The organism is uncultured Phyllobacterium sp. (assembly GCF_902479695.1).
Taxonomy (GTDB): domain Bacteria; phylum Pseudomonadota; class Alphaproteobacteria; order Rhizobiales; family Rhizobiaceae; genus Phyllobacterium; species Phyllobacterium calauticae.
The window spans coordinates 1-25,281 of the sequence record NZ_CABSQF010000060.1; the positions used below are offsets into that span (position 1 = coordinate 1).

Below are 25,281 nucleotides of genomic sequence, written 5' to 3' on the forward strand. Positions count from 1 at the left end.
CCTCGTGCCGGGCGCTGCCGACACGGTTGAGCACCAGCCCGGCGATCATCAGCGTGCGGCGGAAATCCCGGAAGCCGCTGACCACGGCGGCAATCGAATGCGACTGCTTTGCGCAGTCGAGCACCAGAATGACCGGCAGCGACAGGCGCACGGCCAGATCGGCGGCGGATCCCTTGCCGTCCAGCGCACCGTCGAAAAGCCCCATCATGCCCTCGACCACCAGCGTCTTGCCGCCTTCCGCATGACGCGATGCCAGGGCGCTGATCAGGTCGGGCCGCATCGCCCAGGGATCGAGATTGATGCAGGGTACACCGCTGGCAACGCTGTGATAGGCCGGATCGATATAGTCGGGACCCGCCTTGGCCGGCGCGATTTTCACGCCGCCATCGCGCAGCGCGCGCAGCAAACCCAGCGTTACCGTGGTCTTGCCGCTTCCCGATGCCGGGGCGGCGATGACAAAGCCCTTCATCCCGCATCCTTTTCGCGGCGTGTTCCCAGCGGATCGACCTGCAGCACACGCCCGTCCAGTGCCCCCAGCCAGTCGAGCGCATTACGCAGGCGCACCACCTCGCCGATGACAACGATGGCGGGCGGGCGCAGTCCCGCCTGTTCCACAGCATTCTCGGCCTGCGCAAGGGTTGTTTCCAGCACTGTCTGCGCGCCTGTCGTGGCATTGCAGACAAAGGCCATGGGTTCGTCCTTCGCGCGGCCCGCCGCCATCAGCTTGGCGGCGATGACACCGATATGCTTCATCGCCATGTACATGACGATGACGGACGAACCCTTGGCGATGCTCGCCCAGTCCATCGTATCGGGAATGAGGCCGGTTGCGTCGTGGCCGGTCAGGAAGGTCACGCTCTGGTTGGTCTCGCGGTGGGTCACCGGAATGCCCGCATAGGCGAGCCCGCCGATACCGGCGGTGATTCCCGGCACGATGCGGAAGGGAATGCCATGCTCGACCAGCGTCAGCGCCTCCTCGCCGCCCCGGCCGAAGACGAAGGGATCACCGCCCTTCAGGCGCAGCACCCGCTTGCCGGCCTTGGCCAGTTCCACCAGACGCAATGAGATATCGCGCTGCTGGGGCGAAGGCTTGCCGCCGCGCTTTCCGGCATATTCGAGTTCCGCGTCCGCACGGGCAAAGGAAAGGCATTCCTCGTTGACCAGCGCGTCATAGACAATGGCATCCGCCTGTTCGAGCGCATTGACCGCATGCAGCGTCAAGAGCCCGGGATCACCCGGCCCGGCCCCGACAAGCCAGACATGACCCGTTTCGAACTTCGGCAATTTTGACGTCACTGCGCTCATCGCGCTCCCCGTATCTGTTGCATCGCGCATAGCATAATTTTCCGCATCGCAAGCATGAACTTATCGGAAAAATCATGCAACTCTATCCCAAGCTGGTCTATAAGACGCGCATGAGCGACGAACCCGATGCCGGATTGCGAAAACCAGACGATGCCAACCCTGCTCCCCTGCGCCGGGGCTGGACCACGGGCGCCTGTGCGACCGCCGCAACCAAGGCCGCGCTGATTGCACTGATCACGGGTGAATTTCCCGATCCGGTCGCCATCATCCTGCCGAAGGGCGAGGTCCCGCATTTTCCGCTGGCACTCGAATCAATCGGCGACGGCTATGCCATTGCCGGGATCGTCAAGGATGCCGGGGATGACCCTGATGTTACCCATGGCGCCACCATCATCTCCACGGTCCATCCCGCCGCTCCCGGCAGCGGTATTCAGTTTGTCGCAGGCGAAGGCGTTGGCACCGTCACCCTGCCGGGCCTGCCGATCCAGCCGGGGGAAGCCGCCATCAACCCCGTCCCGCGCGCCATGATGACCGCCATCTGCGAGGAAATCTGCGCCCAGTACGACCTGCCCGCCGATCTTGTCGTGACCATCTCCGTGCCGGAAGGCGAGGAACTGGCGAAGAAAACCTGGAACCCGCGTCTCGGCATTGTCGGCGGCATCTCCATTCTCGGCACGACGGGCATCGTCCACCCGTTTTCCTGCGCGGCATGGATACACTCGATCCATCGCGGCATCGATGTTTCCCGCGCCGCCGGGCTCACTCATGTGCTGGCGGCGACAGGATCGACCTCCGAGGATGCGGCGCAGGCGATCTACAATCTGCCAGATATCGCGCTGCTCGACATGGGCGATTTCGCCGGCGGGCTGCTCAAATATCTGCGGGTTCATCCCATCGACAGGCTGACCATCGCCGGCGGCTTCGCCAAGCTGACCAAGCTGGCACAGGGCGCGCTTGATCTCCACTCCGCCCGCAGTCAGGTCAGCATGGCATTTCTGGCGGATGAAGCGGAAAAGCTTGGATTCGACAAGGATATGAGGGAGCGGATTCTGAATGCCAACACCGCGCAGGAAGTGCTTGAAATGACTCAAGGGTTTGGCATCGACCTGCCGAAGTCCATCGCCGAAAAAGCCAAGGCCGTGGCGCTCGCCACCCTCAGGGGTGCGCCTGTCGAGGTGGAAATAATCGTGACCGACCGCAAGGGGACAATCCTTGCCCGCCTCTGATCGTCCTGTGCTCATTCTCGGCGGCACGGCGGAAGCGGTCAAGCTTGCCGCCGCGCTTGTCGCCCGTGGCTATCGGACAATCTCATCGCTCGCCGGCCGCACCAGCAATCCCGGCAGGATCGAAGGCGAAGTGCGCACCGGCGGTTTTGGCGGCGCGGACGGCCTTGCCGCCTATATCCGCAGGGAAAACATCGCCCTGCTCGTCGATGCGACCCACCCCTTCGCCACGCAGATATCGGACAATGCACGCGCGGCGGCGGATGCCACGGGCGTTCCCTTCGTCCGGCTGGAGCGGCCGGACTGGCAGCGCAAGCCTGGGGATGCCTGGACCAGCGTCACAAGCCTTGAAGAAGCGGTTTCCGCCATTCCCGCAAAGGCCCGGATATTGCTGGCGCTCGGCCGCCAGCACATCGCCCCTTTCTCCAGACGAAGCGACGTGTACTTCGTCGTGCGCATGATCGATCCGCCGGAAACGCCGCTCGACCTGCATGATTTCGAGCTGGAACTGTCCAAGCCGGGCAAGAAGGATGAGGAAGCCCTGTTTCTCACCCGCAAGCGCCTCACCCATATCGTCTGCCGCAACTCCGGCGGCGCGGCATCCTATGCCAAGATCGCCGCGGCGCGCGAACTTGGCTTGCCCGTCATCATGATCGAGCGGCCGCACCGCCCCGCCGGTCACATCCTGCCCGACACATCAGGCGTTCTGCGGTTTATTGAGGAAACGCTGGGCTAGCGGCAAAGGTGTTGTTTGTAGGATTTAACACTCCCCTCAATGCCTGTCACTCCGAGCGTGACCGCAAGGTGTGGCTGTGATCCTTGTGGTAAAGCGCGGAATCGCGGAACGCATCCGCCGACAGGCCCTTGCCGACAAAGATCATGGCCGAGCGCGTCAGGCCCGACTCCCGCACTTTTCCGGCAATATCCGCCAGCGTGCCGTGAATGAACTGTTCGTCCGGCCAGCCGACGCGGTAGGCCACGATGACGGGGCAATCGGCGCCGTAGAGCGGCACAAGATCGGTCTCGATCCGCTGGAGGTTGCGGATGGAGAGGTGAATGACAAGCGTCGCGCCGGATTTGCCCAATGTCACGAGATCCTCGCCTTCCGGCATGGCCGAGGACTTCATCGAGGTGCGCGTGAGAATGATGGTCTGGCACACCTCGGGAACCGTCAGTTCCTTTTTCAGCGCAGCGGCGGCGGCGGCAAAGGCCGGAACCCCCGGCGTCACGTCATAGTCGATGCCGAGCGCATCGAGGCGGCGCATCTGCTCGGCCACGGCGCCATAGATGGAAGGATCGCCGGAATGCACCCGCGCCACATCCTTGCCCTCCGCATGCGCGCGCTCAAACTCGGCGATGATCTCGTCCAGCGTCAGCGAAGAGGTATCGACAACGCGCGCGCCCTCCGGCACTTCGGCAACCATTTCCGGCGGCACCAGCGATCCCGCATAGAGGCAGACCGGGCAGGACTGGATCAGTTTCAGGCCACGCACGGTGATGAGATCGGGGGCGCCGGGGCCGGCGCCTATAAAATGAACCGTCATTGTCTATCTCTTTCTTGCCAATGCAGCCGTTGCATGGGCGGATTTTGTCTTACCGATCACCAGCGCGCCGTCCGGTCCCGCAGCGGCAAGCGCTGCCGCTTCCGCGACGCCGTGGCTGCCTGTCAGTTCGAAGACACGCCGGGACGGATTGGCAAGGCGGGGCGTTTCCCGCTCCAGGGTTGCCGCATCGAAGCACAGGAATGGCAATTGCCAAAGCGCGGCAAGCTGAATCATCGCCGGTTCACCCGCGCGCGCATCGAGGGAATGGATGCCCGCAAGATCGCCGGGCTTCACTCCGCCCGCACGCAGGACCGACTCGGCAAGGCCGCGCAGTTCCGCCGGATCGCATCCCCGCTCGCATCCAAGGCCCAGCGTGTAACGGGCTGCGCTCTCCGGCCTATCAACCATCAATGCTGCTTGTGAAGCTCTTCCGGCGTCACGCCCAGGAGATCGGCCGTGCGGCGGATGAGATTGGCTTCCTTCGGATCGAGATCGTCATCGGCATTGGCAATCGTCAGCAGGTGCCGCAGCAGCATGACCTTGCGCTCGAACGGTACATCGGCAAAAGCCAGCGCCGCCTGCTCACTGGAGGTTTCGTAGCCGAAATCCTTCAGATAGTCCGCCACTTCGCCGAATTCGTCGGGAGCAATGCCAAAATCATTGGAGGCAATGCGCAGGATTGCCGCATATTCCGACTTTTCGGTCTTGCCGTCAGCCAGCGCCACATGCATCAGAAGCAGGAGCTCCGCCGTCAGGACCGGATCATCGGCAACCTTCTGCACGGCACTCTTTGCGCCAAGAAATGCGGTGATGCGATCAAAGATGCTCTCGCTCATTGTACCCCCAAACTGTCTTCACGCGATAGATCGCAGCCCCGGCGGCTGAATTCAAGTGCGCAAACAACACACTAGAATGCGATTCGCACAAGCGGATCGGCTCAGCATTGAAATGTTCTCGCCAAAGCCAAAATTCCCTCTATGGTCCGGCGCATTCGCAAAGAGTCTCCCGCCATGCCCGCCTTCTTCGACAATGTTCCCGTACTTCTGATCCTTGCCGGCTTTGCCGCCGGTTTCATCGATTCCATTGCTGGAGGTGGCGGCCTGATCACCGTTCCGGCCCTGCTTCTGGCCGGCCTCTCGCCGGTGGAATCGCTGGGGACCAACAAGCTGCAATCGCTGTTCGGTTCCACCTCGGCAACCATAGCCTATGCCCAAAAGGGCCATGTGAACCTGAAGAAGCAGCTTCCATCGGCGTTCATGTCATTCCTCGGTGCGGTGGCGGGTGCCCTCCTTGCCGGCTTTCTGCCCGGCGATCTCCTGCGCGCCTTCCTGCCGGTCCTATTGATCACCATCGCGCTGTATTTTGCCCTGAAGCCCAACATGGGCGATATCGACCGCGCCCATCGGATAACGCCGTTCCTGTTCGGTCTCGCGATCGTTCCGCTGATCGGATTTTACGACGGCGTGTTCGGACCCGGCGCCGGTTCGTTCTTCATGCTCAGTTTTGTCTCGCTGGCCGGTTACGGCCTGCTGAAGGCAACGGCCCACACGAAACTGCTCAACCTTGCCTCCAATCTCGGCGGCTTCACCACCTTCGCCTTTCTCGGCGTCATCAACTGGAAGGTCGGCCTGTGCATGGGTGTCGCCCAGTTCATCGGCGCGCGGGTCGGTGCGGGGCTGGCGATGAAGAACGGCGCAAAAATCATCAAGCCGCTGCTGGTGATCGTCTGCCTGGCGCTGGCGACAAAGCTGCTTCTGGACCCGAGCAATCCGATCCGCCTGTGGCTCGCCACGCTGTTTTAACAGCGTGGCATGAACATCGCCTCTAAAACTCGATGCCTTTCTGCGCCTTGATGCCGGAACGGAACGGATGCTTGATCATTTCCATCTCGGTGACGAGATCGGCAAACTCGATCAGTTCGTCCTTGGCATTGCGCCCGGTGATGATCACGTGCTTCATGTGCGGCTTCTGCCTGAGCACATCGATGATTTCCTCCACCGGCAGATAGTCGTAGCGCAGCGCGATGTTCAGCTCATCGCACAGGACAAGATCGGTTTCGTCATCGAGGATCATCGTCTTCGCCTGTTCCCAGGCATCCCGAGCCATGGCGATATCGCGGGCGCGGTCCTGCGTTTCCCAGGTAAAGCCCTCGCCCATGGCCGAGATGGTCACCTGTTCGGGGAATTTCTCCAGAACCCAGCGCTCGCCCGTATCCCATGATCCCTTGACGAACTGGATCACGCCGATCTTCATGCCGTGGCCGAGCGCCCGAAACACGACGCCGAAACCGGCGGTCGACTTGCCCTTGCCCTTGCCTGTGTTGACGATGACCAGTCCCTTTTCATCGGTCTTGGTGGCAAGGATCTTGTCGCGCACGGCCTTCTTCTTGCGCATCTTGTCGGCGTGGCGCGCGTTGACTTCCTCTTCGGTCAGGTTCAACAGTTTCTGTGATTTTTCAGCCATTTGGCGTCTCCTTCCGAATCATTGTCTCAGGCGGCAAGCTTGCCGAGTTCATAACGCGCCGAGTTCGAACGCGGGGTCCAGAAGCCGCGCTGCACGGCCTCCTCCAGCTTTTCGGCGATGTCCCGCAGCGCATGCGGGTTCTTGTCTTTCAGGAATGCCCGCACACCATCATCCATCAGGAAAGCCTGATAAACCGCTTCGAAATGATGGTTGCGGACAGCGCCTGTCGTGGCGGCAAAGGCGAAGAGGTAGTCGACCGTTGCCGCCATCTCGAAGGCACCCTTGTAGCCATGGCGCATCACCCCGGCGATCCATTTCGGGTTGGTCACACGACCACGCACGGTACGGCCGATTTCTTCATCCAGCGTGCGGATCACGGGTTTTTCAGGACGCGAATGATCATTGTGATAAATGGTCGGGCGCTCGCCGGACAGTTGCTCGACCGCCGCCGACATGCCGCCCTCGAACTGATAATAGTCATCGGAATCGAGCAGATCGTGCTCGCGGTTGTCCTGATTCTGCACCACGGCCTCGACGGTGCGCAGGCGCTCTTCCAAGAGACCGCGCTCAGCCCTGCCCTCTTCACCCGCGCCATAGGCATAACCGCCCCAGACAAGCCACGCCTCGGCAAGATCGTCGCGCTTGTCCCATGCCTTTTCGTCAATCAGCGTCTGCAGGCCGGCACCGTAAGCACCGGGCTTTGAACCAAACACGCGAAAGCCCGCCCGCTGCTTCGCCGTCTTTTCGTCGGCTCCCTCAGCCACAAGCCGCGCCTGTTCAGTGCGCATGCGCAACGCAATGGGATTGTCTTCCGCATCCTCAGGCAGTGCGCCGACCGCCCGCACCGCCGTGTCGAACAGTGCAATCTGGTCGGGGAAAGCATCGCGGAAAAAGCCGGATATGCGCAGGGTCACGTCGACGCGTGGACGGCCAAGCATGGCCGGCGGAATGATCTCGTATCCGGTGACGCGCCGCGAAGCCATGTCCCAGACGGGTTTGACACCGATCAGGGCCAGCGCCTGCGCAATATCATCGCCGCCGGTGCGCATGTTCGACGTGCCCCAGGCGGTCAGCCCCAGCGATGTCGGCCACTCCCCATGATCCTGCGTATAGCGGCGGATCAACAGCTCAGCCGATTTCTGCCCGAGTTCCCATGCGGCGGGTGTCGGTACGGCGCGGCTGTCGACGGAGAAGAAATTGCGTCCGGTCGGCAGGACATCGGGGCGGCCGCGTGTCGGCGCGCCGGAGGGTCCCGGCGCCACAAAACGCCCGTTCAGCGCGGTCATGAGCCCCGCCATTTCGGCTGCGCCACAGGCCATCACAGCCGGATGCAGGGTCGTGCGAATACCGTCCAGAACCGTTTGCGTTGCCTGCCATTCAGCAGGGCAAGGGATTTCACCAGCCACCAGCCTGGCCGCCAGCAACTCGATGCGCTCCACCGTATCGCCCGCAATGCGCCATGGCTCGTCGGTGACGGCGTTCAGAATCTCCGGCCGTTCCGCACTCCAGGGTGCGGCCATATCACAATCCAGCGGATCGAAACCGGCAAAGCCGAGATCACCGGCAATGGCGCGCTGCAGGCTTTGATCAGCCCCGACGCCCGAGCCACGTGGCACCCGTGCCAGAGCGACCACCAGATCGGTGAGCAGACGCCCCTCCGGCGACAGGCCGAAAATATGCAACCCGTCGCGGATCTGCATTTCCTTGAGATCGCAGAGATAGGCATCAAGCTTCTGCAGGGCGAGATCGTCGGGATCGTGATCGTGAATGCCCGCATCGCTGTCGAGACCGATATCGCGGACGAGATCAAGAATCTGCACCTTTAGCCGCACAAGCCGGCGCGGATCAACGCCGGAGGCTTCGTAATATTCGTCGACCAGCGCTTCGAGGTCCTTCAGCGGCCCGTAGCTTTCGGCCCGCGTCAGCGGCGGCGTCAGGTGATCGATGATGACGGCGGCGGAGCGGCGCTTCGCCTGGGTTCCCTCGCCCGGATCGTTGACAATGAACGGATAGATATGCGGCACCGGCCCCAGCACCGCCTCGGGGAAACAGGTTTCCGACAGCGCCAGCGCCTTGCCCGGCAGCCATTCGAGATTGCCGTGTTTGCCCACATGCACGATGGCATGCGCATCGTAGACACCGCGCAGATAGGCATAGAAGGCGAGATAGCCGTGCGGCGGCACAAGATCCGGCGAATGATAGGTGTCCTTCGGATCGATATTGTAGCCGCGTGCCGGCTGGATGCCGACCAGCACCGCGCCGAACCGGCTGAGCGGCAGCGCAAAGCCGCGCGCCGCATCGAGGAAGAACGGATCACCATCCGGCGCACCCCAGCGCGCCGTGACCTTCTCCTGAATCACCTGGGGAAGCGATTGAAAGAAGCTGTTGTATTGATTGAGCGAAATCATCTCGCGGATGGCGCTGATGTCGCTGGCCGCATTGGTCGGCCCGGCCATCAGATGGCGGATCAGCGCTTCGCCATCGGCAGGCATATCGGCGATATCGTATCCGGCATCGCGCATGGATTTCAGCACCTGCCAAGTGCCCGCGGGGGTGTCGAGCCCGACGCCGTTGCCAAGCCGTCCGTCCCGGTTGGGATAGTTCGCCATGACGAGCGCAACACGGCGCTCATTCGGTTTGCTTGTGCGCAGCCGCGCCCAGTTCGCCGCGAGATCGGCAACGAAGGCGACACGGTCCGCCTGCGGTTCGTGCATGACGATATTGGCCTGCACCGCCTCGTCGAAATGCTGCGCCGACTTGAACGACACGGCGCGCGACAAAACCCGGCCATCGACCTCAGGCAGGGCAACATTCATCGCCAGGTCGCGCGCGGAAAGCCCCTGATCCGACAGGCGCCACTGCTCGGCGCTGGAGCCGGAGAAGATAACCTGCAGCACCATCGCGCCGTCATGTTCAAGCGCGGTCGGCTTGCGCGCGGAGCCCGGTGCAGACACGGCAAAGCCAGTTGCATTCAGAACAACGCCGGGCGGCGCTTCGGCAAAAATGCTCTCCAGCGTCGCGATGGAAACCGGGTCTTTCAGGCTGGAGACAAACACCGGCAGCGGATTAAGTCCCTTGGCGCGCAATGCATCGAGGAGCGCCGCAACAGGCTCTGTCTGGCCGCTCTGCACCAGCGCCCGGTAGAAGCAGATGGCAACGACAGGCGCCCCTTCAGTCCAGTCACGCCGCATCGCGTCCAGCGACGGCGCCGAATTGCCGGGCCACCACAACCCGGCCTTGAGCAAAGGCGCCGCTTCCTGCGGCTTTTCACCCGAAGAAATCAGGGCTGCACAATAATCGAGGAAGCGCTGGGCATTCTGCGCCCCGCCCTCCAGCAGATAATGCCAGAGCGCATCGCGATCATGCCGGGCAACGGTTGAAAACCGGTCGAGTCCCGGATCGGGTTTGTCGTCACCCGGCAGCACCGCAAGCTGCACCTTGTGATTGACGGCGCAGGCATGCAGCGCTTCGAGGCCATAGGGCCAGTAGCTCTCGCCGCCGATCACCCGGACGACGATCAGCCTGGCATGCCGCGCTGTCCGCTCGACATAGGCATCGACGGACATCGGGTGCGACAGGCTCATCATATTGGCAAGGCGCAGCGAAACCGCGCCATCGCCCTGCCGCCGTGCGGCGGCAAGGCTCGCCAGTTCCGTATCGGCGGCGGACAGGAACAGCACATCTCCCGGCGTCTGGCCGAGGTCGATGGCCTCGGTGCCTTCAGCGATGGTGCCTTTCTGGGCAAGCAGGAGATGCATTCAATATCCTATCGTCAGGCAGCGGCAGCGGCGGTTACCGCCGATGTGATGGCGTCATTGTCGATATCGTGCAGTCCGATGACGACGAGACGGGTCTGCCGTTCCTCGCCCGGGTTCCACGCGCGGTCGAAGTAATGCTCGATGCGCGTGCCGACGGCCTGCACCACCAGACGCATCGGCTTGCCGGGAACATCGGCAAAGCCTTTCAGGCGCAGGATGTCATGATCGGCAATCACGGCCTTCAGCTTCTCGACAAAGTTTTTGGGTTCGGCCACCGGACCAAGCCCGACAACAAAGCTCTCGAACTCGTCATGGTCGTGCTCTTCACCCGCTTCATGTTCCATTTCATGGTGCGACTTGCGGTTGGCGATGTCCTCTTCGGTGCCGACGCCGAGACCAAGCAGCAATTCATTGCTGAGCTTGCCGAAGCTTGCCGATACCATGTTGAGCGAGCGCGACGAGCGGCTCTGCACATCGCCGCGCACACCTTCCAGCTGCTTGTCGCTGATCAGGTCGCTCTTGTTCAGCACGATCAGGTCGGCGGCACGGATCTGATCCTCGAACAGTTCTTCAAGCGGGCTGTCATGGTCGAGCGATTCATCCTGAATCCGCTGAGCATCCACCTTGTCATGGTCGTCGGCAAACCGGCCTTCCGACACGGCGGAAGCGTCGATCACCGTGACAACACCATCAACCGTCACCTGCGTCTTGATTTCAGGCCAGTTGAATGCGGCAACCAGCGGCTGTGGCAGCGCGAGGCCTGACGTCTCAATGACGATATGGTCAAAACGGTCCGGACGGTCGAGCAGTTTGGTCATGGTCGGGATGAAATCGTCGGCCACGGTGCAGCAGATGCAGCCATTGTTCAGCTCGATCACATCCTCGTCGCGGCAGGCTTCGATGCCGCAGCCCTTGAGCAGGCCGCCATCGACGCCGAGATCACCGAATTCATTGATGATGAGTGCGATGCGCTTGCCATTGGCGTTTTCGAGCAGATTGCGGATCATCGTGGTTTTGCCCGAACCGAGAAAACCGGTGATGACCGTTGCTGGAATCTTCTGACCCTGCATATTCCTATCCCTTCATGGTGAGCGGCAGCCCGGCTGCCACGAAATAGACTGTTGCCGCGGCCTGCGCTACGGCCTGATGGAGACGTCCGGCATGGTCGCGAAAATCGCGCGCCATGCGGTTCTCCGGTACGATGCCGAGACCCACTTCGTTCGAAACCAGAACGATCGAGCCTTGAAGTTTCGGCAGCACTTGCACGAGCTGCCGTGTCTCGGCGGTGATATCGCGCTCGGCCATCATCAGATTGGTCAGCCAGAGCGTCAGGCAATCGACAAGGATCGCCTTTCCTTCGGCAGCAACCCCTTGCAGGGTATCCACCAGATCGAGCGGTTCTTCGATGGTGTGCCAGGATGAACCACGCTGCGCCTTGTGCAGGTCGATGCGGACTGACATTTCCTCATCCCAGGACCTGCCGGTTGCGACATAAACGGGTTCAAGGCCGGAAGCCATGATCAGGCCTTCGGCAAAACTGGACTTGCCCGAGCGGGCACCGCCGAGAATGAACGTCACGCCGTGATTCAGCTGGGGCATCGCCGTCACTGCAATCGCGATGATCCGTCAGGTACGATCAAGCGGAATGCGGGCGGGGAAACGAGCGCGTATACAATGCGAGCAGCCATAACAACCTCCGTGCTGGGCCTGAAGGGACACGACCCTTCGGTTCTTGGGCAGGATTGCCCCGAGCGTTTCCTGGGAAACGCTCTATGACTGGCAGGTCTCCTGGCTCGCGGGTCACAGGATGAATGCTGCCTTCCCGGTTTCCCAGTGGCTGCCTTCTGCATATGCGTCAGGCTTTGCATTGATCCTCGCCGCTCTACAGTCGCGGGGTCGGCTGCGGTGGGGTCGCCCTTGAGGGTACAACCGTCGCATTCCCTTTTGATCCCTTGGCCTTTGGCCAATATGGGAACCAATCATGGCTGGGACGTTATTCACCCCCCACGGGAAATGTCAATGGAATCCGCACGGTTTGCTCAGGGAGCGGCACATGCAAGCAGCGCATCCACATCCAGCACTGTTTCAAGCTCGGCGGCGATACTATCCAGCGCGGCGTCCACCCCGGCCTTGTAGTCGAATGTTTCAGCGGCAATGCCCATCGTGCCCAGAAGCGCGGCGCGAAACCGGTCCGCCCCGAAAAGCCCGTGCAGATAGGTGCCGAATACCTTGCCGTCCGCCGATATGGCACCGTCATTGACGCCGTTGATGCGCACCGCGGGGCGCGAACAGTCCGGGCCGGTCGTCCGGCCCAGATGAATCTCGTAGCCATCAAGCGGCAGATCGAACGGCAGCGATTGCGCCGCCACATTGCGCACGGTCTTTTCCGGCTCCATCACCGTATCGATATCGAGATGCCCGAGCCCTGCCGTCTCCGTCACGCTGCCCTCGATGCCGTCGGGATCGCGCACGGTCCGGCCGAGCATCTGGAAACCGCCGCATATGCCGATGATATGGCCGCCGCGCCGCCGGTGCAGGTCGAGATCCCTGTCCCAGCCGTTCTCGCGGAAGCGCAGGAGGTCGCCGATGGTGGATTTGGACCCGGGAATGATGACCAGTCCCGCATCGGCAGGCAGCCGCTCGCCGCTGCGCACCATCACCACATCCACCTGCGGTTCGGCCATCAGCGGGTCGAGATCGTCGAAATTGGCGATGCGGTCGAGCACCGGCACGGCGATCTTCAGCGCCCGGCCCTCGCCCTTCACCAGACGCTCCAGCACGACGGAATCCTCGGCCGGCAGCCGCGCCGCGTCCTTCAGCCATGGCACCACGCCGAAAGACGGCCAGCCGGTGAACTGCGTGATGGCTGTCAGGCCGTCATCGAACAGCGAGACGTCGCCGCGAAACTTGTTGATGATATAGCCGGCAATCATCTCCCGGTCTTCCCGCTGCAGGATCGCATGGGTGCCGACGAGCGAGGCGATCACCCCGCCGCGATCGATATCGCCGACCAGAACCACGGGAACATTGGCGCGGATGGCAAAGCCCATATTGGCGATATCGCCCGCCCGCAGGTTGATTTCGGCGGGAGACCCCGCCCCCTCGACGATGACCAGATCGGCGCCCTCACGGACAATGTCCCACGACGCCATGACCGCGTCGAGCAGCTGCGCCTTGAATGTCTGGTAATCGCGCCCCTTGGCCTGGCCCCAGACTTTGCCCTGCACGATGATCTGGCTGCCGGTCTCCGATTGCGGCTTCAGCAGCACCGGGTTCATGTGCACCGACGATGGCACGCCGCAGGCGACGGCCTGCAGCCACTGCGCCCGCCCGATCTCGCCGCCGTCGTCGCTGACCGCCGCATTGTTCGACATGTTCTGCGGTTTGAACGGCCGAACCTTCAATCCGCGGTTGCGCGCAAGCCGGCAAAGTCCGGCCACCAGGACGGATTTACCAACATCTGACCCTGTTCCCTGCAACATGATTGCGTGCGTCATGGGCTTTGAGTAGCGGATATGTCTTTCTCTTCCTAGCCCCCGGCAAAACCTATCTGAATCGTTGCGCGGCCCGGCGCTTGCGATAGAGTGGAAATCAAGAGGAATACAGGGAGGTTATCATGGATGCGGTCGTTGATACGGCGTCCGGCCAGTTCGAACTCAATGAGGATCAGCTGGCGATTCAGGACATGGCGCGCGCCTTCGCGGCGGACCGCGTGGCGCCGAACGCGCTGGCCTGGGACCGGGACAAGCATTTTCCCGCCGATGTGATTCGCGAGACCGGTCCGCTCGGCATGGGCGGCATCTACACCAAGGAAGAATTCGGCGGTTCGGGACTGAAACGCCTTGATGCGGTGCTGATCTTCGAAGCCCTGTCTGCCGCCTGCCCGGCCTTCTCCGCCTTCATCTCGATCCACAACATGGCGACATGGATGATCGATCTCTACGGCAATGACGAACAGCGCCAGCGCTTCGTGCCGCAGCTGACCTCGATGGAATGGCTGGCGAGCTATTGCCTGACCGAGCCCAATTCCGGCTCGGATGCCGCCGCCCTCAAGACCCGCGCAGTGCGCGACGGCGACCACTATGTCCTCAACGGCGCCAAGCAGTTCATATCAGGCGCCGGCGATACCGACCTTTACGTCACCATGGTGCGTACCGGCGAAGATGGCCCGAAGGGCATTTCGACCCTGATCATCCCGAAGGATGCGCCCGGCCTGTCCTTCGGTGCCAATGAACACAAGATGGGCTGGAATGCCCAGTCGACCCGGCAGGTGATTTTCGACAATTGCCGCGTTCCCGTGGAAAACCGCCTCGGGGCGGAAGGTGATGGCTTCAAGATCGCCATGGGCGGGCTCGATGGCGGACGCCTGAATATTGCCGCCTGCTCGCTCGGCGGTGCCCAGTCCGCCCTCGACAAGGCTGTGACCTATGCATCCGAGCGCAAGGCGTTCGGCAAGGCCATCAACCAGTTCCAGGCGCTGCAGTTCAAGCTGGCGGATATGGAAACGGAACTGTCCGCCGCCCGCGTCCTGCTGTACACCGCCGCGTCAAAACTCGACCGCAAGGCGCATGATGCATCGAAATGGTCGGCCATGGCCAAGCGCTTCGTCACCGATACCGGCTTCAACGTCGCCAATGATGCGTTGCAGATCCATGGCGGCTACGGCTACCTGCACGATTACGGCGTGGAGAAGCTGGTGCGCGACCTGCGCGTCCACCAGATTCTGGAAGGCACCAATGAAATCATGCGGGTGATCATTTCCCGCTCGATGATGGGCCGCTGAACCACACCGCATCCGACACACGGGAACACTATCAGGGAGAATGCTGCGATGACGACAGTCGCTTTTATCGGTCTTGGCCATATGGGCAACCCCATGGCCGCCAATCTGGTCAAGGCAGGCCATACGGTGCTGGGTTTTGACCTCCTGCCGGACAATCTCGCAACCGCCAAAGCCAACGGTGTGAGCATCGCGGCAAGCGCGCTTGCCGCCGTTGCGGATGCCGATGTCGTCATCACCATGCTGCCCGCAGGCAAGCACGTCCTGTCCGTCTATGCGGAGATCGCCGGAAAGGCCAAACCGGGTGCGCTGCTCATCGATTCCTCGACCATCGATGTGGATTCCGCCCGCAAGGCGCACGACATCGCCAAAACCCATGGCCTGCTCTCGGTCGACGCTCCGGTCTCCGGCGGCATCGGCGGCGCGGCGGCGGGAACCCTGACCTTCATGGTGGGCGGTGCGGCCGATGCATTCACTGTTGCCGAGCCAATCCTGAAACCCATGGCAGGCCGGATCGTCCATTGCGGCGAGCCCGGCGCCGGTCAGGCCGCCAAGATCTGCAACAACATGATCCTCGGCATTTCCATGATCGGTGTCAGCGAAGCCTTCACCCTGGCTGAAAAACTGGGGCTGTCGCATCAGGCACTGTTCGACGTCGCCTCGACCTCGTCAGGCCAGTGCTGGTCGCTGACCACCTATTGCCCGGTCCCCGGCCCCGTGCCGACATCCCCGGCCAACAACAGCTACAAGCCGGGCTTTGCCGCCGCCCTGATGCTGAAGGATCTGAAGCTGTCACAGGAAGCCGCCAAAAGTGTCGGTGCCGCGACACCGCTCGGCCAGCACGCCGAAGAAATCTATGCGGCCTTCGGCGCCGCCGGGAACGAAGGTTCTGACTTCTCCGGCATCATCAATTACCTGCGCGAGGCCACGCGTGAAGGCTGACCGCGTCGGGAAAAGCCGGGAAATTTTCAAAATTTAGATTTGTTTAAGGTCTCGCTAACCTCGCGGTAACGATGTCCGGTTAAAACTTTGCATGGAGCGGACAAGACCCTGCTCCATGCTCCGGATCAGGTACTGCGTACCGGGGCTGTAATTTCTGCCAGCGTATTGTACGGCAGAAAGCCATGCGTCACTTGGCAAAAAACCGCACTGTTCCTCACGGACAGGGCGGTTTTTGACTTGGGTCTTCATCAGACAACAGCACAAAGAAAAACCGCCGCCCTGACAGGACAGCGGTTTCCGGAATAGTCCGATGCGTGGACGATCAGCCGGCCGAACGGGTCCAGATGAAGGAAACCGCCGACGCGATGCCGCTCCTGGCATTGCCGGATGGCGCATTGCGCTTTTCCGTGGCATTCCAGGCAATGTGGACGCGATTGTTGCGATTGAAGATGTAAAGCATTTGGGCACCTGAGGGTAAAAACGTTTGTTGCCGCTCAAATGCGCTTTTTGCCTAAAGTTTGATCACGTTTTTTCGCCATGGCATGTCGCATTTACAGCAACGACCTGTGCAAATTTGCATGGCAGCCATGCTGAAACCGCATCCCTGTTGCCGCAATTGCTGGCGTTCTCACGGAAACACCAGCAAAATCAACGATGGCGCGGATAGAAAAGCCGAAAACCTGCCTTAATTCAGCCTGCGCCGCTCAAACGCTTGTAATTGGCCCGCAGCGTTTTCCGGCCGGGCCGGAGCGCCGCCTGTGTCGCTTTATCGACGGTGGCCTGGGCGATGGCGGCGGGTGACTTGCCGCTCCACACATCCAGCCAGAAGGTCGCTGCCGAATTGATCACCGACAGCTGCGCCGCGACGACACCGTCCGTCACCGCCGCCATTTTTTCAGACACGGCCCGGGTGGATTCCGGCTTGGAAGACGTCTCCGTCATCCCCTCCATCATCATCATGGGCAGACGCATGGCGATGACCATCGATGCCATTTGCAGCTCATGAACCGGTGCACGGCTTTTGGCAGGAGATTTCATTGTTGGGACCCTTTTGGTTTGAACGCGGCATCGACCGGTGGTTTTAGAGCATCGCACCATAAATTGTTGATCCAGTCCGTCCCGCGCGTGTGCATCATGTCGTCATAGACCGCCCGCACGGCAGCATCGGCCTGTTCATACTCGATCATCGGAACAATGGTTGGGTCGGTCATCGTGCTTTCCCGTGCGTTGGAGCCTGGCAAACAGCCATCCGGAAACGCCGGATGGCTGGCGGTTGAAACCCAGATTGCGGCGGAAGACCAGGGAAAGTCCATTGGAATTCCTTCACGGGAAAATCCGGCGCTTAGAGCCAGTAAAACCGGGAAAAACCGCACCGCAGTGAATGAATTAATGAAGAAAAATCGCCTAAAGCATTGATCTTTCATCATCCGGCTTGTTACACTACCCCCATGAACATTGTGACATTCGGCTTCACAATTGGTTTTCCCGCGTCGTTATATCGACAGGTGCTGTCGCGATATACCTCATTAATTCAATGAAACCATTGCATTCTGATGCGATAAGGATGCCAAATGGCACACAAGCGAACGACTGGGTAAGGCAGTACCAAGTTAAGATTCGTACCGGGTGAACTGTCAAAACGAGTGGGAGACAAAACTGATGAAGAAGCTGCTTGCTTCAACTTTACTGGCCGCAGGGTTTTTCGGCTTTGCCGGAGCTGCTTCGGCGGCGGGGTGCGGGTCCGTCACCATCGCCAACATGAACTGGCAGTCAGCGGAAGCGCTGGCTAATCTCGACAAGCTTATACTCAGTGTAGGCTATGGCTGCGATGCCGAACTGGTCGCAGGCGATACGGTTCCAACCTTCACGTCGATGATCGAAAAGGGACAGCCTGATATCGCGCCGGAAGGCTGGCTCAACGCCGTCAAGGAACCGCTGGACAAGGCGGTCAAGGAAGGCAAGCTGGTCTATGCCGCGCCTGCCATCACCGAAGGCGGTACGGAAAGCTGGTGGGTACCCAAGTACTTTGCCGATGCGCATCCGGATATCAAGACGATCGCCGATGCCATGAAGCACCCCGAACTCTTCCCTGCGCCGGAAGACCCCAAGAAGGGCGCCGTGTTCAACTGCCCGTCGGGCTGGGCGTGCCAGATCACCACCGGCAATTTCTTCAAGGCCTATGAAGCCGAGAAACACGGCTTTACCCTCGTCGATACGGGATCGGCCGCAGGTCTCGATGGCTCGATTGCCAAGGCCTATGAGCGCAAGGAAGCCTGGCTCGGTTATTACTGGGGTCCGACGGCCATTCTCGGCAAGTACCCCATGGTCAAGCTCGACAATGGCGTGCCGTGGGAAGAAAAGGAATGGAAGCGCTGCAACGTCGTTGCCGATTGCCCCGATCCGAAGCCGAACGGCTGGCCGAAGGCGGACATCTATACGATCGTCACCAAGAAATTTGCTGACGCTGCGGGTCCGGCCTTCGAGTACCTGAAGAAGCGCCAGATTTCCAACGAGGAAGCCAACAAGCTCCTCGCCTGGATGGTCGACAATCAGGCAACCGGCGAAGACGGTGCCAAGTATTACCTGAAGAACAACGAAGCCACGTGGTCGAAGTGGGTTTCTCCGGAAGCCGCTGAAAAGATCAAGGCCGCGGTCAAGTAACCGATGGATGCGGCGGAGATCTTCTTCGCCGCATCGCACCATCCCGAATGGGCCGAACGTTGCCGCGTCCGGTCGCGATGGTCATTTGATGACCCACAAAGAAGGGGACGCACCATATGGATTGGTTCTACTCATTCCCGAAAATGAATGACGAGACACTCCGCAATTTGAAAAAAACCATGGATGAGGGCTTCAAGGCCTTCACCCGCAGTTACGGCGATGTGATCGAGTCATTTTTCCAGCCGCTGCAATACTTCCTGATCCAGGCCGAAAAATTCATGACGACGACGCCCTGGCCGATCATGGTCCTGCTGATCGCCGGCATTGCGTGGCTCGCCAGCCGCAACTGGAAGATCGTGGCCGGAACGGTCATCACCCTGCTCCTGATCGGTTACTTCGACATGTGGAGCGATGCGATGAAGACCATCGCGATGATTTTCGTCGGCACCGTCGTTTCGGTCGTCGTCGGCATTCCCATCGGCATCATCATGGCCCGTTCCGACGGCTTCCAGCGCATCGTCAACCCCATCCTTGACGTCATGCAGACCATGCCGAGCTTCGTCTACCTCATTCCCGTGGTCATGCTGCTCGGCATCGGCAAGGTGCCCGGCCTCATCGCCGTGGTGATCTATGCCATTCCGCCGATGATCCGCCTGACCAATCTCGGCATCCGGCTCGTCGACAAGGATGTGCTCGAGGCGGCCGATGCCTTCGGCTCATCCAGCTGGCAACGCCTGAAGAACGTGCAGATCCCCCTCGCCCTGCCCACGATCATGGCCGGCATCAACCAGACGATCATGATGGCGCTCGCCATGGTGGTCATTGCCTCGATGATCGGCGTCCAGGGCCTCGGCCAGCCGGTTCTGCGTTCGGTCAATGGCCAGTTCTTCTCGCTCGGACTTTTCAACGGTCTTGCCATTGTCGGCATTGCCATCATTTTTGACCGCGTCAGCCAGGCCTATGGCATGCGCCTTCAAAAGCACCAGGAGGTGGTTCATGGCTGATCGTTCCGTTCAGGGCGCCGGTATCCAGATCAAGAATCTCTACAAGATTTTCGGCCAGAAACCGGGAGCTTACGTCGATGCCGTCAAGAAAGGCATGACCAAGACCGAGCTCAACGAAAAATACAACCACGTGCTCGGCCTGCGCGATATCAATATCGATATGCCCGCCGGCTGCATCCAGGTGGTCATGGGCCTCTCGGGTTCGGGCAAATCGACGCTGATCCGCCACATCAACCGGCTGATCGATCCGACGGTCGGCGAGGTCATCATCGGCAACGCCGATGTGTGCAAGATGAACCAGAACGACCTGCGCGAGTTTCGCCGCCACAAAACAGCGATGGTTTTCCAGAAGTTTGCGCTGCTTCCCCACCGCACGGTGCTCGACAACACGGTCTATGGCCTGGAAATCCAGGGCCTGAGCCGGGCAAAGCAGGAAGAACAGGCCCGCCGCTGGATCGAGCGCGTCGGCCTGAAAGGCTTTGAGGAGAATTATCCCAATCAGCTTTCGGGCGGCATGCAGCAGCGTGTGGGTCTTGCCCGTGCGCTGACCAATGACGCGCCGATCCTGCTCATGGACGAAGCCTTTTCCGCCCTGGATCCGCTGATCCGCATGGACATGCAGTCCGTGCTGCTCGACCTGCAGAAGGAAATCAAGAAGACTGTGGTGTTCATCACCCACGATCTCGACGAAGCGCTGCGGCTCGGCGACCGGATCGCCATCCTGCGCGACGGCGAGGTGGTGCAGCAGGGAACCGGACAGGATATCGTGCTGAAACCGGCGGACGAATATATCTCGAGCTTCGTCAAGGAAGTGAACCGCGGCCGGGTGATCATGGTCGACACCATCTCGACCAAGGGCGACGGTTCGGCCAATGCGGGCGGCGTGACGGTCAAGACCGGAACGATCCTCGAGGAAGCGGCCAAGACCATGACGGATGCCAACCAGCAGCACGCGACAGTGGTGGATGAGGCCGGCAAACCGCTCGGCGTCATCAGCATGAACAACCTGATCCAGGCGATGGTCACCCCCATCAGCCATCTGACCCATCAGGCGGCGGAGTAGGCGTTCCCACCCCCCTCTTGGGCTGCCGCCCATCTCCCCCACAGGGGGGAGATCGCATTGGCATTAGCGGCTCTGCTTATTCTGCAATGTTGGAAATTGGCTTGAACAATCATGACAGCTGATCTCCCCCCTTGTGGGGGAGATGTCCGGCAGGACAGAGGGGGGTGAAAAGTAATTGGGCTGAAACTTATCCACCACTTGCAAACCCACGTTATTCTCAATGTGTCCTTTCCGGCGGGAATGCTTCCGGAAACCTTCGCAAGTCGGGAAAGGATCGGCGCTTCGGCTTCACAGGGAGGAAAACCTGTGCGGCCGGGGAGGTTTGGCTCAATGGTTGCGCATTGGGTAAAACCCTCAAAAACGCCGGAGCGGGTGGTCCCCAGGATCGCAAGCATCGCATACCAGAATACCCCAAGACCCGCGTTCCAGGGACCGCCCGTCTTTCCCACCTTTCAACGGCCAGACGCGAAAGCGGGCGTGGCAACGGGAACAAACGGACTGCGCAGGCGCGTGCCCTTTTCTACCCATTTCACCCGTCCGCCACCCATGTCGCTTCCCTTGCGCTCGGCGTCGCTCAGGCCGCGCACGATTGCCCCGTCTCTGGCGATAGTGGCACCATCGCAAGTGAAGGGCATGAGCAATGAGTGAACCGGCAGCAGACATCGAAATCCCCGCAACGGCACGCGATCATGGCCGGCGTGGCGGACGCTCCCGCCCCCGCAGCGTTGAAAGCGGTGCCTTTGACCAGCCGCCGTTCCGGCAGCTGAAAATCCCGTTCACGCCGACCAAGATCATTTCCGACGACGAGCTGGAATCGATCCACAATGCCTCGCTGCGCGTGTTGCAGGAGATTGGCGTCGACGTGCTGCATGATGGCGCACGCGAGATCATGAAGGCGGCCGGCGCCGATGTGCGCCCCGGCTCGCAGCGCGTGCATTTCGACAAGGACATGATTCTTGAATATGTCGGCTATGCGCCGTCGGAATTCACCCTGCATGCCCGCAATCCCGCGCACAATGTGCGCTTCGGCGGCAACAACCTGATTTTCGCGCAGATGGGTTCGGCGCCCAATTGCTCCGATACGGACAATGGCCGTCGCTCCGGCAACCAGGCGGATTTCCGCAACTTCGTCAAACTGGCGCAGATGCACAACATCATCAACACCACGGGCGGTTATCCCGTCGAGCCGATCGACATCCATCCCTCGGTGCGCCACCTCGAATGCATCCGCGATCTCTCCACCCTGTCCGATAAGGCATTCCATATCTATTCGCTCGGCAAGGAGCGCAATCTGGATGGTATCGAGATCGCCCGTCTTGCCCGCGGCATCAGCCAGGAGCAGCTGCAGAACGAGGCCTCCTGCTACACCATCATCAACACCAATTCGCCGCTGAAGCTCGACGTGCCGATGATGGAAGGCATCATCCATATGTCGGGCAACGGCCAGATCGTCATCGTCACGCCGTTCACACTGGCGGGCGCCATGGCGCCGGTGACCATCGCCGGGGCGCTGGTGCAGCAGAATGCCGAAGCGCTCGCCGGCATCTCCTTCACCCAGATGGTCAGGAAGGGTGCGCCGGTCGGCTATGGCGGCTTCACCTCCAATGTTGACATGAAATCCGGAGCGCCCGCCTTCGGCACGCCGGAATACATGAAGGCGCAGATGGTCGGCGGCCAGCTTGCCCGCCGCTACAAGATCCCCTACCGCACCTCCAATGTCTGCGCCGCCAATACGGTCGATGCGCAGGCGGCCTATGAATCCGTCTTCTCGCTGTGGGGCGCGATCCAGGGCGGCGGCAATTTCATGCTGCATTCCGCCGGCTGGCTGGAGGGTGGCCTGTGCTGCTCCTACGAAAAGATGATCCTCGATTTCGACCTGCTGCAGATGGTGGCTGAGTTCCTGACCCCGCTCGACCTGTCTGACGATGCGCTCGGCATCGAAGCCATGCGCGATGTGGGACCGGGCGGCCATTTCTTCGGCACCGCCCACACCCAGTCGCGCTACAAGACGGCCTTCTACGCCCCGATCATTTCCGACTGGCGCAATTACGAGACGTGGCAGGAGGCGGGTTCGCCCACGGCCATCGAGCGCGCCAACCGGGTCTGGAAGGAGCGGCTGGCTACCTATGAGAAGCCCGCCATCGACCCGGCCATCGAAGAAGAGATCAATGCCTTCGTCGCCCGGCGCAAGGCCGAGGGCGGCGCGCCGACCGACTTCTGACCGCCGCACCGGAATCAAACTCTCAACACGTTGAATCACATTTCCATACAAGAGGCATAAGTGAATGAAATCGCACGTTAAAGCAGTAGTCATTGGCGGCGGCGTAGTCGGATGTTCGGTCCTTTACCATCTCGCCCGCGCCGGCTGGACCGATGTCCTGCTGATCGAACGCTCGGAGCTGACATCGGGATCGTCCTGGCACGCGGCAGGCGGTTTCCACACGCTGAACGGCGATCCGAATGTCGCCAAGCTGCAGGCCTATACGGTCAGCCTCTACAAGGAAATCGAGGAACTCTCCGGCCAGTCCTGCGGCCTGCATCTGACCGGCGGCGTAATGATGGCCGATAGTCCCGAGCGCATGGACTTCCTGCGCCTTGCCCATGCGCGGGGCCGCTATCTCGGCATGGATACCGAGCTGATCACCCCTTCCGAAGCCAAGGCCATGTTCCCGCTGATGGACGAAACCAATTTCGTCGGCGCCATGTGGGATCCGGTCGAAGGCCACCTCGATCCATCCGGCACCACCCACGCCTATGCCAAGGCCGCCCGCAAGCTGGGCGCTGAAATCTCCCTGCGCAACCGCGTCGTCGAACTGACGCAGGAAGTCGACGGCACCTGGAATGTGGTGACCGAACAGGGAACCGTGAAGGCCGAACATGTGGTCAATTGCGGCGGCCTGTGGGCGCGCGAAGTCGGGCGGATGGTCGGCCTCGAACTGCCGGTTCTGGCGATGGAGCACATGTATCTCCTGACCGAAGACGTTCCTGAGGTGATGGAGTTCAACCAGTCGACCGGACGCGAACTGATCGGCGTCATGGATTTCAAGGGCGAGATCTACACGCGGCAGGAACGCAACGGCATTCTGCTCGGCACCTATGAGAAGGCGGCAAAGCCGTGGTCGCCGGTCAACACCCCATGGGATTTTGGCCATGAACTGCTGGCCCCGGATATCGACCGTATCGCCCCCTCCCTCGAAGTCGGCTTCAAGCATTTCCCCGGCATCGAAAAGGCCGGCATCAAGCAGATCATCAATGGCCCCTTCACCTTCGCGCCGGATGGCAATCCGCTCGTCGGCCCCGTTCCAGGCCTGACCAATTACTGGACCGCCTGCGCCGTCATGGCCGGGTTCAGCCAGGGCGGCGGCGTTGGCCTCGCCCTTTCCAACTGGATGGTGCACGGCGAACCCGGCTTCGACGTCTGGGGCATGGATGTCGCCCGCTTCGGCGAATGGGCCACGCTGCGCTATACCAACGCCAAGGTGCGTGAAAACTATTCGCGCCGCTTCTCCATCCGCTTCCCCAACGAGGAACTGCCCGCCGCACGACCGCAGCAGACCACGCCGCTCTATGACACCATGCTGCGCCAAAACGCCGTCATGGGCGATTCCTGGGGTCTTGAGACGCCGCTCTGGTTCGCGCCGAAGGGAACCGAAGCCAAAGATATCGTTTCCTATCACCGCTCCAACGATTTCGAGCATATCGGCAATGAGGTCCGCGCCACGCGTGAACGGGTCGGCGTCACCGAAATCGCCAACTTCGCCAAATACGAAGTCACCGGCAGCGGCGCGGAAGCCTTCCTGTCGCGCCTGATGACCAACACGATGCCGAAAGCCGGGCGTCTGGTCCTCACCCCCATGCTGAACGAGAAGGGCAAGCTGATCGGCGATTTCACCATCGCCAAGGCAGCCGAAGACCGTTTTCTGATCTGGGGCTCGTCCGCCGCCCAGCGCTATCACATGCGCTGGTTCCAGCGGCACCAGCCGAAAGACGGGTCGGTGCATATCCACCGCTTCGACCAGACGCTGGTCGGCCTGTCCATCGCCGGACCGAAAGCGCGGGACCTCCTTGCCAAGCTTGTCGACGAGGACGTGTCGAACGCTGCCTTCCGGTTCATGGATTTCCGCGAAATGGCGGTCGGCGGTGCGCCCTGCAAGGTCAACCGCATTTCCTATACCGGCGATCTCGGCTACGAAATCTGGATGGAACCGGCCTATCAGCGGCTGGTCTACGCCGCCATCAAGGCTGCGGGCGAGGAATTCGGCATCGTCGATTTCGGCATGCGTGCGCTGCTCTCCATGCGGCTTGAGAAGAATTTCCCGACATGGTTCCGCGAACTGCGCCCGATCTACGGCGTTTATGAAGGCTCGATGGATCGTTTCATCAAGCTTGGCAAGAACGACTTCATCGGCCGCGAGGCCGCAGCGCAGGAAAAGGCCGAATTCGATGCCGGCACCAGCAGGAAGCTGCGGCGGGGCTCGCCGATCATCGCCGCGCCGCCTGGCGAATGCGGTGCCGGTGGCCTGGGCGATGGGCCGGTG

General features: G+C 61.2%; 23 protein-coding genes, 1 pseudogene and 1 riboswitch. Of the genes and pseudogenes, 10 read left to right on the forward strand and 14 right to left on the reverse strand.

Translation table 11 applies throughout. The annotated features are described in order from the left end of the window. Positions 1-469, reverse strand: a pseudogene (locus RDL77_RS22630) (cobyrinic acid a,c-diamide synthase); the annotation flags it as partial. Then, positions 466-1,305, reverse strand: coding sequence for a uroporphyrinogen-III C-methyltransferase (gene cobA / locus RDL77_RS22635; RefSeq protein ID WP_288194817.1), 840 nt, complete (start codon positions 1,303-1,305; stop codon positions 466-468). The gene cobA and the pseudogene RDL77_RS22630, both read right to left, overlap by 4 nt. A 110-nt stretch (positions 1,306-1,415) precedes the next feature. Here cobA and RDL77_RS22640 point away from each other — a divergent pair, with 110 nt between their 5' ends. Both RDL77_RS22640 and RDL77_RS22645 read left to right on the forward strand, forming a co-directional pair. Beyond that, positions 1,416-2,531: a cobalt-precorrin-5B (C(1))-methyltransferase gene (locus RDL77_RS22640; protein WP_288194818.1), complete on the forward strand. Its 1,116-nt coding sequence runs from the start codon at positions 1,416-1,418 to the stop codon at positions 2,529-2,531. Further along, positions 2,518-3,264 (forward strand): cobalt-precorrin-6A reductase, encoded by a 747-nt coding sequence (locus tag RDL77_RS22645; RefSeq protein ID WP_288194801.1) that lies wholly within the window; start codon positions 2,518-2,520, stop codon positions 3,262-3,264. Before RDL77_RS22640 ends, RDL77_RS22645 begins: the two co-directional genes overlap by 14 nt. A gap of 46 nt (positions 3,265-3,310) precedes the next feature. On the opposite strand, the gene cobM is transcribed toward RDL77_RS22645, so the two are convergent. From cobM to RDL77_RS22660, 3 genes are read right to left on the reverse strand one after another with little or no spacing between them, the layout of a single operon-like run. After that, positions 3,311-4,072: a precorrin-4 C(11)-methyltransferase gene (cobM, locus tag RDL77_RS22650; protein WP_288194802.1), complete on the reverse strand. Its 762-nt coding sequence runs from the start codon at positions 4,070-4,072 to the stop codon at positions 3,311-3,313. Positions 4,073-4,075: 3 nt separating this feature from the next. Beyond that, entirely contained in the window at positions 4,076-4,480 is a 405-nt protein-coding gene (locus RDL77_RS22655; RefSeq protein WP_288194803.1) for a cobalamin biosynthesis protein, read from the reverse strand. Next, positions 4,480-4,908 carry a TerB family tellurite resistance protein gene (locus RDL77_RS22660; protein ID WP_288194804.1) on the reverse strand — a complete coding sequence of 143 codons (429 nt, stop codon included), beginning with the start codon at positions 4,906-4,908 and terminating at the stop codon, positions 4,480-4,482. Before RDL77_RS22660 ends, RDL77_RS22655 begins: the two co-directional genes overlap by 1 nt. A gap of 174 nt (positions 4,909-5,082) precedes the next feature. On the opposite strand from RDL77_RS22660, the gene RDL77_RS22665 reads away from it, so the two are divergent. After that, the gene (locus RDL77_RS22665; protein WP_288194805.1) at positions 5,083-5,874 is read left to right on the forward strand and encodes a TSUP family transporter; all 792 of its coding nucleotides are present in this window, start codon (positions 5,083-5,085) and stop codon (positions 5,872-5,874) included. 22 nt (positions 5,875-5,896) lie between these two features. Here the strand turns inward: RDL77_RS22665 and cobO are convergent, their stop codons facing one another. The 5 genes from cobO to RDL77_RS22690 all read right to left on the reverse strand — a co-directional run bounded on the left by cobO (position 5,897) and on the right by RDL77_RS22690 (position 13,790). Next, a complete protein-coding gene (cobO, locus tag RDL77_RS22670) occupies positions 5,897-6,535 on the reverse strand; it encodes a cob(I)yrinic acid a,c-diamide adenosyltransferase (protein WP_288194806.1) in 639 nt (212 codons plus the stop codon). Positions 6,536-6,561: 26 nt separating this feature from the next. Next, complete coding sequence (gene cobN, locus RDL77_RS22675; RefSeq protein ID WP_288194807.1) at positions 6,562-10,293, reverse strand: cobaltochelatase subunit CobN; 3,732 nt, start codon at positions 10,291-10,293, stop codon at positions 6,562-6,564. A 14-nt stretch (positions 10,294-10,307) separates the two neighbouring features. Beyond that, positions 10,308-11,363, reverse strand: coding sequence for a cobalamin biosynthesis protein CobW (cobW, locus tag RDL77_RS22680; protein WP_288194808.1), 1,056 nt, complete (start codon positions 11,361-11,363; stop codon positions 10,308-10,310). A 4-nt stretch (positions 11,364-11,367) separates the two neighbouring features. Then, positions 11,368-11,892 (reverse strand): bifunctional adenosylcobinamide kinase/adenosylcobinamide-phosphate guanylyltransferase, encoded by a 525-nt coding sequence (gene cobU / locus RDL77_RS22685; RefSeq protein WP_223612843.1) that lies wholly within the window; start codon positions 11,890-11,892, stop codon positions 11,368-11,370. 161 nt (positions 11,893-12,053) lie between these two features. Continuing rightward, positions 12,054-12,288, reverse strand: a riboswitch (cobalamin riboswitch). 44 nt (positions 12,289-12,332) lie between these two features. After that, positions 12,333-13,790 (reverse strand): cobyric acid synthase, encoded by a 1,458-nt coding sequence (locus RDL77_RS22690; RefSeq protein WP_288194809.1) that lies wholly within the window; start codon positions 13,788-13,790, stop codon positions 12,333-12,335. Between the two features lie 119 nt (positions 13,791-13,909). Here RDL77_RS22690 and RDL77_RS22695 point away from each other — a divergent pair, with 119 nt between their 5' ends. Continuing rightward, entirely contained in the window at positions 13,910-15,076 is a 1,167-nt protein-coding gene (locus RDL77_RS22695; RefSeq protein WP_223612841.1) for an isobutyryl-CoA dehydrogenase, read from the forward strand. Between the two features lie 48 nt (positions 15,077-15,124). After that, positions 15,125-16,015 carry a 3-hydroxyisobutyrate dehydrogenase gene (mmsB, locus tag RDL77_RS22700; RefSeq protein WP_288194810.1) on the forward strand — a complete coding sequence of 297 codons (891 nt, stop codon included), beginning with the start codon at positions 15,125-15,127 and terminating at the stop codon, positions 16,013-16,015. Between the two features lie 322 nt (positions 16,016-16,337). Here the strand turns inward: mmsB and RDL77_RS22705 are convergent, their stop codons facing one another. The 3 genes from RDL77_RS22705 to RDL77_RS22715 form a co-directional block, all read right to left on the reverse strand. Next, positions 16,338-16,475, reverse strand: coding sequence for a hypothetical protein (locus RDL77_RS22705; protein WP_203117525.1), 138 nt, complete (start codon positions 16,473-16,475; stop codon positions 16,338-16,340). 230 nt (positions 16,476-16,705) lie between these two features. After that, positions 16,706-17,053 carry a hypothetical protein gene (locus RDL77_RS22710; protein ID WP_288194811.1) on the reverse strand — a complete coding sequence of 116 codons (348 nt, stop codon included), beginning with the start codon at positions 17,051-17,053 and terminating at the stop codon, positions 16,706-16,708. Further along, on the reverse strand, positions 17,050-17,442 hold the full coding sequence (locus RDL77_RS22715; RefSeq protein WP_288194812.1) for a hypothetical protein: 393 nt from the start codon (positions 17,440-17,442) through the stop codon (positions 17,050-17,052). Before RDL77_RS22715 ends, RDL77_RS22710 begins: the two co-directional genes overlap by 4 nt. A gap of 232 nt (positions 17,443-17,674) precedes the next feature. Between RDL77_RS22715 and RDL77_RS22720 the strand changes: the two genes are divergently transcribed. From RDL77_RS22720 to RDL77_RS22730, 3 genes are all read left to right on the forward strand, one after another. Continuing rightward, on the forward strand, positions 17,675-18,676 hold the full coding sequence (locus tag RDL77_RS22720; RefSeq protein WP_288194813.1) for an ABC transporter substrate-binding protein: 1,002 nt from the start codon (positions 17,675-17,677) through the stop codon (positions 18,674-18,676). A gap of 116 nt (positions 18,677-18,792) precedes the next feature. Beyond that, positions 18,793-19,680 carry a proline/glycine betaine ABC transporter permease gene (locus RDL77_RS22725; protein ID WP_223612836.1) on the forward strand — a complete coding sequence of 296 codons (888 nt, stop codon included), beginning with the start codon at positions 18,793-18,795 and terminating at the stop codon, positions 19,678-19,680. Then, positions 19,673-20,743: a glycine betaine/L-proline ABC transporter ATP-binding protein gene (locus tag RDL77_RS22730; protein ID WP_223612835.1), complete on the forward strand. Its 1,071-nt coding sequence runs from the start codon at positions 19,673-19,675 to the stop codon at positions 20,741-20,743. Before RDL77_RS22725 ends, RDL77_RS22730 begins: the two co-directional genes overlap by 8 nt. A 452-nt stretch (positions 20,744-21,195) precedes the next feature. Here RDL77_RS22730 and RDL77_RS22735 read toward each other — a convergent pair whose 3' ends face one another. Beyond that, the gene (locus tag RDL77_RS22735; protein ID WP_288194814.1) at positions 21,196-21,330 is read right to left on the reverse strand and encodes a hypothetical protein; all 135 of its coding nucleotides are present in this window, start codon (positions 21,328-21,330) and stop codon (positions 21,196-21,198) included. 53 nt (positions 21,331-21,383) lie between these two features. On the opposite strand from RDL77_RS22735, the gene RDL77_RS22740 reads away from it, so the two are divergent. Both RDL77_RS22740 and RDL77_RS22745 read left to right on the forward strand, forming a co-directional pair. Beyond that, entirely contained in the window at positions 21,384-22,964 is a 1,581-nt protein-coding gene (locus tag RDL77_RS22740) for a trimethylamine methyltransferase family protein (RefSeq protein WP_288194815.1), read from the forward strand. A gap of 64 nt (positions 22,965-23,028) precedes the next feature. Continuing rightward, positions 23,029-25,281, forward strand: a 2,253-nt coding sequence (locus RDL77_RS22745) for an FAD-dependent oxidoreductase (protein ID WP_288194816.1), incomplete at its 3' end; no start/stop codon positions are given.

Excerpts from the sequence above, each read along its gene's own strand:
- cobU (WP_223612843.1), bottom strand. The coding sequence starts at position 11,892 with ATGCCCCAGCTGAATCACGGCGTGACGTTCATTCTCGGCGGTGCCCGC.
- cobM (WP_288194802.1), bottom strand. The coding sequence starts at position 4,072 with ATGACGGTTCATTTTATAGGCGCCGGCCCCGGCGCCCCCGATCTCATC.
- cobW (WP_288194808.1), bottom strand. The coding sequence starts at position 11,363 with ATGCAGGGTCAGAAGATTCCAGCAACGGTCATCACCGGTTTTCTCGGT.
- RDL77_RS22655 (WP_288194803.1), bottom strand. The coding sequence starts at position 4,480 with ATGGTTGATAGGCCGGAGAGCGCAGCCCGTTACACGCTGGGCCTTGGA.
- cobO (WP_288194806.1), bottom strand. The coding sequence starts at position 6,535 with ATGGCTGAAAAATCACAGAAACTGTTGAACCTGACCGAAGAGGAAGTC.
- RDL77_RS22715 (WP_288194812.1), bottom strand. The coding sequence starts at position 17,442 with ATGATGAAAGATCAATGCTTTAGGCGATTTTTCTTCATTAATTCATTC.
- RDL77_RS22665 (WP_288194805.1), top strand. The coding sequence starts at position 5,083 with ATGCCCGCCTTCTTCGACAATGTTCCCGTACTTCTGATCCTTGCCGGC.
- cobN (WP_288194807.1), bottom strand. The coding sequence starts at position 10,293 with ATGCATCTCCTGCTTGCCCAGAAAGGCACCATCGCTGAAGGCACCGAG.
- RDL77_RS22690 (WP_288194809.1), bottom strand. The coding sequence starts at position 13,790 with ATGACGCACGCAATCATGTTGCAGGGAACAGGGTCAGATGTTGGTAAA.
- cobA (WP_288194817.1), bottom strand. The coding sequence starts at position 1,305 with ATGAGCGCAGTGACGTCAAAATTGCCGAAGTTCGAAACGGGTCATGTC.
- RDL77_RS22640 (WP_288194818.1), top strand. The coding sequence starts at position 1,416 with ATGAGCGACGAACCCGATGCCGGATTGCGAAAACCAGACGATGCCAAC.
- RDL77_RS22710 (WP_288194811.1), bottom strand. The coding sequence starts at position 17,053 with ATGAAATCTCCTGCCAAAAGCCGTGCACCGGTTCATGAGCTGCAAATG.
- RDL77_RS22725 (WP_223612836.1), top strand. The coding sequence starts at position 18,793 with ATGGATTGGTTCTACTCATTCCCGAAAATGAATGACGAGACACTCCGC.
- RDL77_RS22660 (WP_288194804.1), bottom strand. The coding sequence starts at position 4,908 with ATGAGCGAGAGCATCTTTGATCGCATCACCGCATTTCTTGGCGCAAAG.
- mmsB (WP_288194810.1), top strand. The coding sequence starts at position 15,125 with ATGACGACAGTCGCTTTTATCGGTCTTGGCCATATGGGCAACCCCATG.
- RDL77_RS22720 (WP_288194813.1), top strand. The coding sequence starts at position 17,675 with ATGAAGAAGCTGCTTGCTTCAACTTTACTGGCCGCAGGGTTTTTCGGC.
- RDL77_RS22730 (WP_223612835.1), top strand. The coding sequence starts at position 19,673 with ATGGCTGATCGTTCCGTTCAGGGCGCCGGTATCCAGATCAAGAATCTC.
- RDL77_RS22740 (WP_288194815.1), top strand. The coding sequence starts at position 21,384 with ATGAGTGAACCGGCAGCAGACATCGAAATCCCCGCAACGGCACGCGAT.
- RDL77_RS22705 (WP_203117525.1), bottom strand. The coding sequence starts at position 16,475 with ATGCTTTACATCTTCAATCGCAACAATCGCGTCCACATTGCCTGGAAT.
- RDL77_RS22695 (WP_223612841.1), top strand. The coding sequence starts at position 13,910 with ATGGATGCGGTCGTTGATACGGCGTCCGGCCAGTTCGAACTCAATGAG.